We start from the raw sequence: 14079 nt of genomic DNA on the forward strand, positions 1-14079 counted from the left end.
GGGCAGCGCCTCCGGGCGCGCGCCGCCGGTCAGGGCTGGGCGGCCGGGCCCCGGAGACCGTGCATCAGGAGCGCGGTGAACGTGGCCACCCACAGCTCGTCCACCGGCTCGGAGCTCACCAGCGCCCGGTGGACCACGGTCCCGGCGATCACGTCGAATATCAGGTCCGTGGTGTGGCCCGCGACGGACTCGTCCTCCTCGTAGGGGAGTTCACCGCGCGCCTGCGCCCGTTCGCGACCCAGTACGACGAGACGTTTCTGCCGGTCCACGATCGCCGACCGGATCCGGTCCCGCAGCGCCTCGTCCCGGGTGGACTCGGCGACCACCGCCATCAGGGCCGTACGGGCCTCCGGGCGCCGGAGCAGCTCCGCGAACTGCAGCACCACGTACTCGATGTCGGCTTCGAGGGAGCCCCGGTCGGGTAGTTCGAGGGAGTCGAAGAGCTCCGCGACCGCGTCCACGACCAGTTCGTTCTTGCCGGCCCAGCGCCGGTACAGGGTGGTCTTCGCGACGCCCGCCCGGGCCGAGACGTCACCCATCGTCAGCTTCGACCAGCCGAGCTCGACCAGCGCGTCCCGGGTGGCGGCGAGGATCGCCGCGTCCGCAGCGGCGCTGCGGGGGCGGCCGGTGCGGCCGGGTGGGGGGGCGGTGCCGGGGCTGGGGTTGCGCATGGCGGTGACCATACCCGTCGGTAGCGCAACCGTCGGGACCCCTGATGCTGTGGTTCAGATCACGGGGCACCGGGCCGCGCGGGGAGTTACGCTACGACTCGTAGCGTAAGAGCGACAACCACGCGAAGCTACTGGCGCCAGGTGGGGACCCGGCGCCGACCGCATCACCAGCACGACCAGCGTGACCGGCACGACCAGTATGACCAGCACGACACGACCAGCACGACACAACCGGTACGACCGGATCGCCGCGGCAATTCGCGCGATCCTTTTCGTCGGCGCGCGCAAACGGGGGAGGATGTACGCATGCAGCCCAGAAACATGTCCATGAGCGGCGTCGTCGACCTCGCCGCGGTGAAGGCGGCCGGCGAAGCCAAGGCGAAGGCCGAGCAGGCGCGGGCCGAGTCGGCCCGGCAGGGCGGCGGCGGTGCGGGTTCCGCGGCCGCCGGCGCCGTGCCGCCGTCCGCGCTCGTCATCGACGTAGACGAGGCCGGTTTTGAACGCGACGTACTCCAGCTCTCCAACGAGGTTCCGGTCGTCCTCGACTTCTGGGCCGAGTGGTGCGAGCCCTGCAAGCAGCTCAGCCCGCTCCTGGAGCGGCTGACCGTAGAGGCCAACGGCCGAGTCGTCCTGGCGAAGATCGACGTGGACGCCAACCAGTTGCTGATGCAGCAGTTCGGCATCCAGGGCATCCCGGCCGTCTTCGCCGTGGTCGCGGGCCAGGTGCTGCCGCTGTTCCAGGGCGTCGTGCCCGAGCAGCAGATCCGCGAGACCCTCGCCCAGCTGGTCCAGGTCGGCGAGGAGCGCTTCGGCCTCATCGGCCTCCAGGTGGACCCGGGCGCCGAGGGCCCCGCCGCCCCGGCGGGCGAGACCGAGGCTCCGGCCGGCCCGTACGACGCGCTGCTGGAGGCGGCCGTCGCCGCGCTGGACGCCGGCGACTTCGGCGGCGCGGTCCAGGCGTACAAGAACGTACTGGCGGACGACCCGGCGAACATCGAAGCGAAGCTGGGCCTGGCCCAGGCCGAGCTGCTCGGCCGCGTACAGCACATGAACCCGCAGGCGGTGCGCGAGGCGGCCGCGGCCAACCCCAGCGACCCGCAGGCGCAGATCGCCGCCGCAGACCTGGACCTGGTCGGCGGTCACGTGGAGGACGCCTTCGGGCGCCTGGTGGACACCGTACGGGTGACGTCGGGCGAGGAGCGGGACGCCGTACGGATGCGCCTGCTGGAGCTGTTCGAGGTCATCGGGGCGGACGATCCGCGGGTCAGCGCCGCGCGTACGGCACTCGCGCGAGTCCTCTTCTAGGGGACCCGAGTGGGGGACCCGCAGCGGGACGGTCCAGCGCCGAGATCCGGAAGGGTCCGGGTGGCCGGTGAAGCACCGGCGATTTATTGACACGTAGGTAAACAGCGGCCGCACTTTGCCAAAACTTGGCAATCGCGGCCGCTGTTACTCGCAGTAAGGCGAACCCGGCGAACTGTCCGGTTGGTTCGCACTTCGCTCGTTTGTCGTGGCCCTGGGTGACACCCTGTGTTGCTGCCCGACGGCGGCGAGTCGTATCGCGGTTATCCACCCGTTACCCGCCAGTAACGAACCCCCTTGTGCCCCGGCCGGGAATGGACCACGATCGGCGACGCTCGGTCCTTCCCGCGGAGCCGCTCATCCGGAGCCGCGGTGGAGGGTCCCCACCGAGCCGGCCGGTGGCAGTGACACCGGCCGTGGGACAGGGGGGTCTCTGCCGCACCGGCAGGGCCTGTCCCCCCAGGTTGCGCGAACGCGTGGCCCAGTGGTTGTCGCTCGGGGGTGATCGCCGGTGTACCGGACGCGGCCTGGCGCCGCGGCTCGGCCGCCTGCGCTCCTTCCCGAGGACGTAGCACTTCTCCCATCCCAGGACGGGCACGGCCCGGACCGGAGATGTACGTCCGAGAAGGAGGAACGAAATGAGTTCTCAGGTTCGTGGCGGGACCAGATGGAAGCGCTTCGCGCTCGTCATGGTGCCGAGCATCGCGGCCACCGCCGCGGTCGGTGTGGGACTGGCGCAGGGTGCCCTCGCGGCGTCCTTCAGCGTCTCCGGCCAGGACTTCAAGGTCTCGGCCGACAAGCTCGACGGTGACAACCTCATCCAGTACGGCGGTATCGCCAAGGGGCACGACCTGAAGACCGGCAAGGAGGTTGACCACCCGGTCACCATCTCCGGGTTCAGCCACGCCGAGATCACCAACATGTGCCAGTCGCTGGTGACCCCGACGCCGCTCGGCAACATCACGCTGCAGCTGCGCACGGGCCACAAGGGCAAGCCGGCCGTCGCCGACAACATCTACCTGGATGTTGCCGAGCTGGACACCGACGCCGAGTTCAGGAACCTGGACATCGGTGTCGCGGTCGGCGACGCGAGCCACAAGACCAAGCCGCAGGCCGGTACGGTCGCCAGCCCGTACGCGTTCTCGCAGCGCGCCGACAAGGCGATTCTGACGAACGTCAAGCAGAAGGCGTGGGCGACCACGGCGGGCACCTTCAAGCTGCCCAACCTGAAGTTGCGCCTGCTGAGCGGGGACCAGCCGTGCTACACGGACGCGGAAGTCAAGTGACCGCTCCCGCCGCTTGACCGGACGGGCGTCCGACGCGGCAGCCGTCGCCGTCGCCGCCCGTCCGGGGCTTCACAGAATTTCCGTACCACCGTTTCCAGGGAGCTGTTGTCCATGAACCCCCAGGCCCCGGTCTACGTTCGCCGCTCGGATGACGCACTGCTCACCGTGGCGTATTACCACTTCTACGCCTGGCGGGGCCGCCGTCCCTTCTGGGCCGGGTTTTTCATGCTCCTCGCCGGCGTCCCCATCATCTATTTCCCCTACGGGGACGTGCGGCTGGGCAACGTCACCATGGCGATGGCCACGACGACCGGTTCCGGTTCGCTGATCATCGGCGTCCTGCTGATCACGCTGGGCCTGGCGCTCTGGTTCCAGCACGGCATCCGGGTCTTCGCCGGGGTCGCCTCGATCCTGCTGGCCCTGGTGTCCCTGCCGGTGTCCAACCTCGGCGGGTTCTTCGCCGGCTTCATCGCCGCCATGATCGGCGGCGGCCTCTCCCTGGCGTGGGTCCCCGGCAGGCCGGCGGACGAGGCGCCGGTCGAGTCGCCCGCCGAGGCGACCGAGGCCGCGTCCGCGGCCGTTGACATGGCCAAGGCCGAGGCGATGGCGGGCGGCTTCCAGGGCATCCCGGCCCCCCGCGAGACGGAAACGGCACACGCGAGCGAGACGACTGCCCACGCCGATGGCGGGAGGAACAGTGCGGGGTGACGAGACGCAGCGGGGTGTGGCCCCAGGCGCAGAGTCCCGTGAGAGTAGGGGCCCGCGCCACGCGGCGCCCAGGAAGTCGCTGCTGAACAAGATTCAGATACCCGTCGGCAAGACGATGGCGCTGGCCGCCATGCCGACCGCGGTCTTCGTCGGGATGGGCATCGCCCCGAAGCTGGCCGTGGCCGACGACAAGGAGATCCCCTTCGCGCCCGGGCCGTGTGTGACGCGCTCCGAAGAACCCGCGGAGTCCGCCTCCCCGTCGCCGTCCAAGACGCCTTCGCCGAGTACGTCGCCCGGTGCGACCCCCTCGCCGAGCGCGTCCGCGACGACGAAGCCGAAGCCCGGCGTGACCCCGGCGGCGCCGAAGCCGTCCGCGAGCACGTCCGCGAGCACCTCGGCAACCAAGCCGGCCGACCCGCCTCCGGCGGCGAAGCAGGCCGCCCCGGCTCCGACCGCGTCCCCGTCGGCGTCGGCGTCCCCGACCACCAACCCGCTGGATCCGCTGGGGCTGGGCGACAAGCTCAAGGGCCTCGTGGACTCGCTCGGCAGGCCCCTCACGGACGCGAAGGCGACGGCCACCCCGACGCCCACGCCGTCCGCCACCACCCCGGCCAAGGACCCGGCCGCGGACGCGATCCGCGAGGCCGCGAAGAAGGCGGGCGTCCCGGTCTCGGAGCTCTCCAAGGAGGTCAAGGACACCGCCACGACCGCCAAGGACGAGACGGGCAAGGCGGCCACGTCGAAGCCCAAGGCCGGCGAGACCAAGGCCGACGAGACCAAGGCCACGCCCGAGGCGACGAAGGACGCGGACGGGAAGGAACCCTTCCCCTGCCCGACGTACGACGCCAAGGCGCTCGCCGACGCCGAACTGGAGACGGGGATCCCGCTCCTGCCGGACGAGCCCTGGTACCTCGACAGCTCGCTGCTGACCCTCTACGGCCTCGACTACGAGGGCATCGTCGAGGTGAAGACGGCGGGCGGCAAGATCAAGAAGGTCCTGAAGTTCACCGCGGACTCGCTCGACATCAAGGACCTCTACCAGACGGTCGGCAAGAGCGGGAACGTCGCCCACCTGAAGTCCCGTCCGGGCTCCACGTCCAAGATCCGCGGCGGCAAGGTGACGATGTACACCGAGAGCCTCAAGGGCAACCTCTTCGGTCTGATCCCGATCGAGTTCACCCCGAACAGCCCGCCGCCGCTGAACGTCCCGTTCGCGTTCTTCACGGACGTGAAGGTCGTCCAGGCCGGCCAGTTCGGCGGCACCCTCACCGTCCCGGGCCTCAAGAACTACATCGGCCCGCCGGAGTAGTCCCCCGCCCCACCCGGTCAGTGGCCCGTGCCTCCCTTGAGGCCCGGGCCACAGGTGCGTTCACAGGTCGCGGCGCCGTACGACGACCACGGCGAGTGCGACCGTGATCAGCGGCCAGAGCGCGTACACGATCCAGGAGCCGGGGACCGTGGCGGTGTAGCCCAGGGATCCGGGATCCGGCTCCCAGGTTTGGACCAGGCGGTTCCAGGCGGCCGACACCAGCGCGTGTTTGATGTCCGCCGACCAGCGGTTGCTCTCCGAGAACATGGTGGGCAGCATCAGCAGGGTGAAGACGCTGGTGACCATGGTCCCGGCGGCATGCCGGAGCAGAACGCCGAGGCCCAGACCGACCAGGGCACAGACCGGAGCCAGCAACGCGGATGCCGCCAGCGCCCGGAACACCCCGGGGTGGGTGATCGGAACGTCGGCATGGTGCCCGTCCAGGATGGCCTGGGAGACCAGGAAGGAACCGGTGGAGGCGGCCGTGCCGACCGCGGTCCACAGCGCGGCGGTGACGGCCGCCTTGGCCAGCAGGACCGAGCTGCGGGCCGGGACGGCCACGGTGGTGGTGCGGATCAGCCCGCTGCTGTACTCGCTCACGACTGTGAGGGCGCCCGTGCTGCTGGAGACGAGCATCAGCGTCCAGTAGCCGGCCGGCGGATAGGCGTCGTAGGAGAGGAAATCAGCGGGGCCGGAGCGGGCGGCGTTGTCCGCGAGCGTGGCCACGGCGGAGGACCCGATGACGAACAGGACGGTGAGGGCGATCGTCCACGGCGTGGAGCGCAGGGACCGCATTTTGATCCACTCGGAGGCGAGCAGGTCACGGAAGCGGACGGAGGCGAGGTGGGTCATCGGGGCTGTCCTGCCGGGTATTCGACGCTGTCGGCGGTGAGTTCCATGAACGCCTCCTCCAGTGAGGCGGTCCGCGTGGTCAGCTCGCTCAGCGGGATCCGGTTCTCGAAGGCGAGCGCTCCGATCCGGTCCGCCGACAGCCCGGTCACGGCGAGCTTCTCGGCGCCCGCCGAGCCCTCCGGCTCGACCGACGCGCCCGCGGCGGTCAGCACCGCCGCCAGCTCGGCGGCCCGCGGTGTGCCCACCACGATGCTGAGCCGGGTGCCGCGGGCCGCGAAGTCCTGTACCGACTCGGCGGCGATGAGCCGGCCCCGGCCGATGACGACGAGGTGGTCGGCGGTGTTCTCCATCTCCGACATCAGGTGGCTGGAGAGGAAGACCGTGCGGCCCTCGGCGGCCAGGCGCCGGAAGAGGCGGCGCATCCAGAGAACGCCCTCCGGGTCCATGCCGTTGACCGGCTCGTCGAACATCAGCACGGGCGGGTCGCCGAGCAGGGCGGTCGCGATCCCGAGCCGCTGCTTCATGCCGAGCGAGAATCCGCCGATGCGTCGGGTCGCCGCCTCGGCCAGGCCCACCTCGTGCAGCACCTCGTCCACCCGGGGCGGCGGGATGCCGTTGCTGCGGGCCAGGGCGGAGAGGTGGGCCATGGCGCTGCGTCCGCCGTGGACCTGGTTGGCGTCGAGGAGGGCGCCGACATGCCGCAGTCCGCGCGGGTGGCTGCGGAAGGGGATGCCGCTGACGGTGGCGGCGCCGGCGGTGGGCGCGTCCAGGCCGAGGATCATCCGCAGGGTGGTGGACTTGCCGGCTCCGTTGGGGCCGAGGAATCCGGTGACCTGGCCCGGCCGCACGGTGAAGGACAGACGGTCGACGGCGGTCTTGCCGCCGTAGCGCTTGGTGAGTTCGTTGACTTCGATCACCAGGGCAACGCTGCCGGGAGGCCCCCCGTCCGGTCATGGGGCCGTGGGCGGCAATCGCGCGACCGGGTCCGCCCGCGGGCGTACGTCCCCGGGCCGATGCCGCGCGGGCGGCGGCTGGTTAGTCTCGCGGCATGGACGCCACGCCGACCACCCCCTTGCCTGCGCGCCGTTCGAAGGTCATGGCCTGGGCGGGGGGTGTCCTGTACCTCTGCATGGTGGTTCTGCTGGTGGGGGGCGCGAATCAGGCTTCGGGCACGATCCACGCCGTCGGGGCGGTGCTGGCGGTGAGCCTGCTCGTCGGTGTGCTGCGCCGGACGCCGCTGCCGGCTCTGGCCATGGCGCTCTTCGGATCCACCGCCGTGGTGGTGGGCACTCCGAGCTCCCCCTACGAGAGCCTGGCGGTGTCGTATCAGGGTCGGTTCCTGTCGTATCTGGCGGTCGACCTCTTCCTGGGCGTCATTGTCGCCACCTGCACCCGCCGGGCTTCGATCGTCGCCGTGGCCATCACGTTCGCCGTGCAGCTCTCGGTCGTCGGCGCGTTCTCACACGGGGACAACCTGACGGTCAACGTCGTGATCGCCCTCCTGGCGATGGCCGCGTCCTGCGCGGTCGGTCTGCTGAGCCGCGAGCGCCGCGAGCACGCGGTGGCGCTGCGTTCGCAGGAGGTGGCCGAGGCCGTTACCGCCGAACGGCTGCGGATCGCACGGGAGTTGCACGACATGGTCGCGCACAGCATCGGCATCATCGCCATCCAGGCCGGGGCGGGGAGCCGGGTCATCCAGACACAGCCCGCAGCGGCCCGCGAGGCACTGCGCGCCATCGAGGCCACCAGCAGAGAGACCCTGTCGGGCCTTCGGCGCACGCTGGTGGCGCTCCGTCAGGCCGACCGGGCCGACCAGGCCGCACGGGCCGACCAAGCCGACCAGGGCGCGGTGGCCTCGGGGCAGGCACCGCTCGCGCCCTCGCCGGGTCTGGCGGACATCGACCGGCTGGCGGCGGCCACGGCCGCCGCGGGGGTACGCGTCGACGTGTGCCGCAGCGGGGAGCAGCGTCCGTTGCCGGCCGACATCGACCTGTCCGCCTACCGTATCGTCCAGGAGTCGCTGACCAACGTGGTCCGCCACGCGGGCACCGGGCGTTGCCGGGTGGCCATCGACTACGGGGACGAGGAGCTGTCCGTGGAGGTCGTCGACGACGGGCGCGGCGCCACCGGGACCGGCTCGGCCCACGGCTTCGGCCTCGTGGGCATGCGGGAGCGGGTCGGGCTGCTGCACGGCCACCTCAGCGCCGGACCGCGTCCCGAGGGCGGCTTCCGGGTGACGGCCCGATTGCCGCTGCCCGAACCCGTCGGAGTGCCGGTGGAGGTCCGATGACCGGCAACCCCGTACGCGTCCTGCTCGCCGACGACCAGCCGCTGGTGCGGTCCGGCCTGCGCATGATCATGGCCGACCACCCCGACCTGGTGGTCGTCGGTGAGGCCGCCACCGGCGCCGAAGCGGTCCAGCTGGTCAGGGATGTCAGCCCCGACGTCGTGGTGATGGACATCCGGATGCCCGTCATGGACGGCATCGAGGCCACTCGCCTGATCACCGCCGGCCCGGCGACGACCCGCGTCCTCGTGCTGACCACCTTCGACGAGGACGAACACGTCTACGGCGCGCTCCGGGCCGGCGCGAGCGGCTTCGTGGTCAAGGACATGGCGCTGGACGACATCCTCGCGGCGATCCGCGTGGTCGCCGCCGGCGACGCACTGATCGCGCCGGGCGTGACGCGCCGTCTGATCGCGGACTTCGTCGGGCGCCCCGGGGCTGCCCCGGAGCGCTCCCCCCGGCCGGTCGAGGGCATCACCGAGCGGGAACGGGAAGTCCTGACCCTGGTCGGGCGCGGCCGGTCGAACACCGAGATCGCGGAGGACCTCTTCATCACGGTGGCCACCGCCAAGTCGCACGTGTCACGGCTGTTCGCCAAGCTGGGCGCCCGGGACCGGGTCCAGCTCGTGATCACCGCCTATGAGATGGGGCTCGTCACGCCGCCTCGCTGAGCCGCGCCTCCGGGCCCCGGGAACGCACCGAGGGCGGCACCCCGGATCCTCGTCGGATCCCGGGTGCCGCCCTCGGTCTCTGTGCGGCAGAGTTCGATCAGGCCTGGGGGGCGGTGTCGCCGCCCAGGTGGTGGACGCGGACCATGTTGGTCGTGCCCGGGACGCCGGGGGGCGAGCCGGCGGTGATGATCATGGTGTCGCCCTGGTTGTAGCGGTTGAGCTTGAGCAGCTCGCCGTCCACCAGGTCCACCATCGCGTCGGTGGTGTCCACGTGCGGGACGACGTACGAGTCGACGCCCCAGCTCAGGGTGAGCTGGTTGCGGGTGTTGACGTCCGTGGTGAAGGCCAGGATCTGCTGCGTGGCGCGGTAGCGCGACAGGCGGCGGGCCGTGTCCCCGGACTGGGTGAAGGCGATGAGTGCCTTGCCGTCGAGGAAGTCCGCGATCTCGCAGGCCGCGCGGGCGACGGAGCCGCCCTGGGTACGGGGCTTCTTGCCCGGGACCAGCGGCTGGAGGCCCTTGGAGAGGAGCTCCTCCTCGGCCGCCGTGACGATCTTCGACATCGTCTTGACGGTCTCGATCGGGTAGGCACCCACCGAGGACTCGGCCGACAGCATGACCGCGTCCGCGCCGTCGAGGATAGCGTTGGCGACGTCGGACGCCTCCGCGCGCGTCGGACGGGAGTTGGTGATCATCGACTCCATCATCTGGGTCGCGACGATCACCGGCTTGGCGTTGCGGCGGCACATCTCGATGAGCCGCTTCTGGACCATCGGAACCTTTTCGAGCGGGTACTCGACGGCCAGGTCACCACGGGCCACCATGACCGCGTCGAAGGCGTCGACCACGGCCGCCATGTTCTCCACGGCCTGCGGCTTCTCGACCTTGGCGATGACGGGGACCCGACGGCCCTCCTCGTCCATGACCTTGTGGACGTCCTTGACGTCGTTGGCGTCGCGGACGAAGGACAGGGCGACCATGTCGCAGCCCATCCGCAGGGCGAAGCGCAGGTCGTCTACGTCCTTCTCCGACAGGGCGGGGACGTTCACGGCCGCACCGGGCAGGTTGATGCCCTTGTGGTCCGAGATGACACCGCCCTCGATGACGATGGTCCGGACCCGGAGGCCGTCGACCTCGGTCACCCGCAGCTCGACGTTGCCGTCGTTGATCAGGATCTGGTCGCCCTTGGCGACGTCCCCCGGCAGGCCCTTGTACGTGGTGCCGCAGATGGACTTGTCACCCGGCACGTCCTCGGTGGTGATGGTGAACTCGTCACCGCGCACCAGCTCGACGGGACCCTCGGCGAAGGTCTCCAGACGGATCTTCGGGCCCTGGAGGTCGGCGAGGACGCCGACGGCGCGCCCGGTGTCCTCGGAGACCTTCCGGACGCGGTCGTACCGCTCCTGGTGTTCTGCCTGGGATCCGTGGCTGAAGTTGAATCGGGCCACGTTCATGCCTGCCTCGATGAGCGCTTTCAGCTGCTCATACGAGTCGACGGCGGGGCCCAGCGTGCAGACGATTTTGGAACGGCGCATGGAGCGGATCCTATCGGTTTGTTTCGTAGCGGAATATTCCGTCTGGCGGAAAGTCCAAAGTGACTAACCGGTAACCAGCGCGTACGCCTGTGCGGCGATCTCCAGTTCCTCGTCCGTCGGCACCACGGCCACCGCGACCCGCGCGTCCCGGGCCGAGACCAGCCGCGGCTCCCGGGACCGTACGGCGTTCGCCTCCGGGTCCAGCACCAGCCCCAGCCCGTCCAGTCCGTCCACGGCGGCCGCCCGCACCTGGTGGGCGTTCTCCCCGACCCCGGCCGTGAACGCCACCGCGTCCACCCTGCCCAGGACCGCCGAGTAGGCGCCGATGTACTTCTTCAAGCGGTGGACGTACGCGTCGAAGGCGACCTTCGCCGCCTGGTCTCCCTCGCCCGCGCGCCGCAGTACCTCGCGCATGTCGTTGTCGCCGCACATGCCCAGCAGACCGCTCTTCTTGTTCAGGAGCGAATCGATCTCATCCACCGAGAAGCCGCCCACCCGCGCCAGGTGGAAGACGACCGCCGGATCCAGGTCCCCCGAACGGGTCCCCATGACCAGACCCTCCAGCGGAGTCAGGCCCATCGACGTCTCCACACAGACCCCGCCGCGCACGGCCGAGGCCGAGGCGCCGTTGCCCAGGTGCAGAACGATCACGTTCACGTCCTCCACCGGCCGGCCGAGGAGCGCGGCCGTGGCCCGGGAGACGTACGCGTGGGAGGTGCCGTGGAAGCCGTACCGCCGGATGGCGTACTTGTCCGCCGTCGCGGCGTCGATCGCGTACCGCGCCACGTGCTCCGGCATCGTCGAGTGGAAGGCCGTGTCGAAGACCGCGACCTGCGGGAGGTCCGCGCGCAGCGCACGCGCCACCTCGATCCCCGTCACGTTCGCCGGGTTGTGCAGCGGAGCCAGCGGGATCAGGCTCCTGATCTCCGCCAGCACCTCGTCGTCGATGAGCGTCGGCCGCGTGAACCGGGTGCCGCCGTGCACCACCCGGTGTCCCACGGCGGCCAGTTCGGGAGAGTCCAGACCCAGCCCGTCGGCGGCGAGTTCCGCCGCGACGGCCCGGAGCGCGGCCTCGTGGTCGGCGATCCGGCCGAGCCGCTCGCGTTCGCCGCCCTCGCGGCCGGGCCCGGCCGGCGTCTCGTGCACGAGACGCGAGGTCTCTTCCCCGATGCGCTCCACCAGACCGACGGCGAGGCGGGAGGAGTCCGCCATGTCGAGCAGCTGGTACTTCACCGACGAGGAGCCGGAGTTGAGGACGAGTACGCGCGATGCGGTCACGATGGGGGTCTTTCCTGTTCGGTGGGGGAGAGGTCGGGGCCGGGTCAGGCGGTGGGTGCCGGTGCCGGTGCCGGCGCCGGCGCGCCCTGCGCCTGGATCGCGGTGATCGCGACGGTGGTGACGATGTCCTGGACGAGCGCGCCGCGCGAGAGGTCGTTGACCGGCTTGCGCAGGCCCTGGAGGACCGGGCCGACCGCGACGGCCCCCGCCGAACGCTGCACGGCCTTGTACGTGTTGTTGCCCGTGTTGAGGTCGGGGAAGATCAGCACGGTCGCGCGCCCGGCCACCTCCGACCCGGGCAGCTTGGTCGCGGCGACCGAGGGCTCCACGGCCGCGTCGTACTGGATCGGGCCCTCGATCAGCAGATCGGGCCGCTGCGCCCGGACGAGCTCGGTGGCCTTGCGGACCTTGTCCACGTCGGCGCCGCTGCCCGAGGTGCCCGTCGAGTACGAGAGCATCGCGATCCGCGGCTCGACACCGAAGGCGGCCGCGGTGGCCGCCGACTGGACGGCGATGTCCGCGAGCTGCTCGGCGCCCGGGTCCGGGTTGACCGCGCAGTCCCCGTAGACGAGGACCTGGTCGGCCAGGCACATGAAGAAGACCGAGGAGACGATGGACGCTTCCGGTTTCGTCTTGATGATCTCGAAGGCCGGGCGGATGGTGGCGGCGGTGGAGTGCACCGAGCCGGAGACCATGCCGTCGGCCAGGCCCTGCTGGACCATCAGCGTGCCGAAGTAGTTGACGTCGGTGACCACGTCGTGGGCCAGCTCGACGGTCATGCCCTTGTGGGCGCGGACCCCGGCGTAGTACTCGGCGAATCGTTCCCGCAGCGGGGAGGTCTCCGGGTCGATGAGTTGCGCGCCCGAGATGTCGATGCCGAGGTCGGCGGCCTTCTTCAGGATCGCCTGTTCCTCGCCGAGCAGGGTCAGCTCGCAGACCCCCCGGCGCAGCACCACGTCCGCGGCGCGCAGTACGCGCTCCTCGGTGCCCTCGGGCAGCACGACCCGGCGGCGCTCGGAGCGGGCCCGCTCCAGCAGCTCGTGCTCGAACATCATCGGGGTGACCCGCTCCGAGCGGGCCACCGCCAGCAGGTCGCGCAGCTCGGCGGTGTCCACGTGCCGCTCGAACAGGCCGAGCGCGGTCTCCAGCTTGCGCGGGGTCGCGGAGTTCAACCGGCTCTGCAGCGAGAAGAGTTCGGCGGCGGTCGGGAAGCTGTTGCCGGCCACCGAGACCACCGGGGTGCCCGGCGCCAGCTTCGAGGCCAGCGTCAGGATGTCCTTGCCCGGGCGCTCGTTCAGGGTCAGCAGCACCCCGGCGATCGGCGGGGTGCCGGAGGAGTGCGCCGCCAGCGCGCCGATGACCAGATCGGAGCGGTCGCCGGGGGTGACGACCAGGCAGCCGGGGGTCAGGGCGCCCAGGAAGTTCGGCAGCATGGCACCGCCGAAGACGAAGTCCAGGGCGTCGCGGGCCAGCCCGGCCCCGTCGCCGAGCAGCACCTCGCCGCCCAGCTCCCGGGTGATCTGCGCGACCGTCGGCGCGGACAGCGACTTGTCGTCCGGCAGGACGTAGCAGGGCACGGGGAGGCGGGCGCCGAGCCGCTCGGCTATGGCCTCGCGGTCCTCCGCGGCCACCCGGTTGACTACCATCGCGACGACGTGGCAGCCCAGGCCCTCGTACGCCCGGTACGCGTTGCGGGCCTCGGCGCGCACGGCCTCGGCCGGCCGCTTGGTGCCGCCTACGACGGGAACGACGACCGCCCCCAGCTCGTTGGCGAGGCGGGCGTTCAGCGCCAGCTCGTCGGGAAGGTTGGTCTCCGCGTAGTCGGTGCCGAGGACCAGCATGACCTCGTAGTCGCGGGCCACCCGGTGGTAGCGGTCGACGAGCCGGGAGACCAGCTCGTCGGTACCCTTCTCGGCGAGGACGACGGAGGCCTCGTGGTACTCCATGCCGTAGGCCGTCGCGGCGTCCTGGTCGATCCGGTAGCGGGCCTTGAGCAGGTCGAAGAGCCGGTCCGGTGCGTCGTGCAGCAACGGACGGTAGACGCCGACCCGGCCCGTCCGGCGGGTCAGCAGCTCCATGATCCCCAGCTCGACGACCTGCCGGCCGTCCCCCCGCTCGATACCGGTCACGTACACGCTGCGCGTCACGCGTGCTCTCCGTCCCATGCTGCGAATGCTGCGA

Annotated in this window: 12 protein-coding genes; 6 read left to right on the forward strand and 6 right to left on the reverse strand. The window is 71.0% G+C overall.

The genetic code is table 11. The annotated features are described in order from the left end of the window. Window positions 1–29: 29 nt before the first annotated feature. Window positions 30–671: a TetR/AcrR family transcriptional regulator gene (locus MTF65_RS26510; RefSeq protein ID WP_243631477.1), complete on the reverse strand. Its 642-nt coding sequence runs from the start codon at window positions 669–671 to the stop codon at window positions 30–32. Window positions 672–977: 306 nt separating this feature from the next. Here MTF65_RS26510 and MTF65_RS26515 point away from each other — a divergent pair, with 306 nt between their 5' ends. The 4 genes from MTF65_RS26515 (at window position 978) to MTF65_RS26530 (ending at window position 5276) form a co-directional block, all read left to right on the forward strand. Continuing rightward, window positions 978–1976 (forward strand): tetratricopeptide repeat protein, encoded by a 999-nt coding sequence (locus MTF65_RS26515; RefSeq protein ID WP_243631478.1) that lies wholly within the window; start codon window positions 978–980, stop codon window positions 1974–1976. 635 nt (window positions 1977–2611) lie between these two features. Then, complete coding sequence (locus MTF65_RS26520; protein ID WP_243631479.1) at window positions 2612–3259, forward strand: DUF6230 family protein; 648 nt, start codon at window positions 2612–2614, stop codon at window positions 3257–3259. 111 nt (window positions 3260–3370) lie between these two features. Then, window positions 3371–3967, forward strand: coding sequence for a DUF6114 domain-containing protein (locus MTF65_RS26525; protein WP_243631480.1), 597 nt, complete (start codon window positions 3371–3373; stop codon window positions 3965–3967). Continuing rightward, a complete protein-coding gene (locus tag MTF65_RS26530) occupies window positions 3957–5276 on the forward strand; it encodes a hypothetical protein (RefSeq protein ID WP_243631481.1) in 1320 nt (439 codons plus the stop codon). The genes MTF65_RS26525 and MTF65_RS26530 overlap by 11 nt, the downstream gene beginning before the upstream one ends. A 60-nt stretch (window positions 5277–5336) precedes the next feature. Here the strand turns inward: MTF65_RS26530 and MTF65_RS26535 are convergent, their stop codons facing one another. Both MTF65_RS26535 and MTF65_RS26540 read right to left on the reverse strand, forming a co-directional pair. After that, entirely contained in the window at window positions 5337–6128 is a 792-nt protein-coding gene (locus MTF65_RS26535; RefSeq protein ID WP_243631482.1) for an ABC transporter permease, read from the reverse strand. After that, window positions 6125–7045, reverse strand: coding sequence for an ABC transporter ATP-binding protein (locus MTF65_RS26540; protein WP_243631483.1), 921 nt, complete (start codon window positions 7043–7045; stop codon window positions 6125–6127). The genes MTF65_RS26535 and MTF65_RS26540 overlap by 4 nt, the downstream gene beginning before the upstream one ends. A gap of 131 nt (window positions 7046–7176) precedes the next feature. On the opposite strand from MTF65_RS26540, the gene MTF65_RS26545 reads away from it, so the two are divergent. Beyond that, on the forward strand, window positions 7177–8418 hold the full coding sequence (locus tag MTF65_RS26545) for a sensor histidine kinase (RefSeq protein ID WP_243631484.1): 1242 nt from the start codon (window positions 7177–7179) through the stop codon (window positions 8416–8418). Further along, entirely contained in the window at window positions 8415–9086 is a 672-nt protein-coding gene (locus MTF65_RS26550) for a response regulator transcription factor (RefSeq protein ID WP_243631485.1), read from the forward strand. Before MTF65_RS26545 ends, MTF65_RS26550 begins: the two co-directional genes overlap by 4 nt. Window positions 9087–9183: 97 nt before the next feature. On the opposite strand, the gene pyk is transcribed toward MTF65_RS26550, so the two are convergent. The 3 genes from pyk to pta form a co-directional block, all read right to left on the reverse strand. Then, window positions 9184–10620, reverse strand: coding sequence for a pyruvate kinase (gene pyk, locus MTF65_RS26555; protein WP_243631486.1), 1437 nt, complete (start codon window positions 10618–10620; stop codon window positions 9184–9186). 63 nt (window positions 10621–10683) lie between these two features. Beyond that, window positions 10684–11898 carry an acetate kinase gene (locus MTF65_RS26560; RefSeq protein ID WP_243631487.1) on the reverse strand — a complete coding sequence of 405 codons (1215 nt, stop codon included), beginning with the start codon at window positions 11896–11898 and terminating at the stop codon, window positions 10684–10686. Between the two features lie 44 nt (window positions 11899–11942). After that, a complete protein-coding gene (gene pta, locus MTF65_RS26565) occupies window positions 11943–14045 on the reverse strand; it encodes a phosphate acetyltransferase (RefSeq protein WP_243631488.1) in 2103 nt (700 codons plus the stop codon). Window positions 14046–14079 lie beyond the last annotated feature (34 nt).

Origin of the sequence: Streptomyces sp. APSN-46.1 (assembly GCF_022815725.1) — a bacterium.
GTDB lineage: Bacteria > Actinomycetota > Actinomycetes > Streptomycetales > Streptomycetaceae > Streptomyces.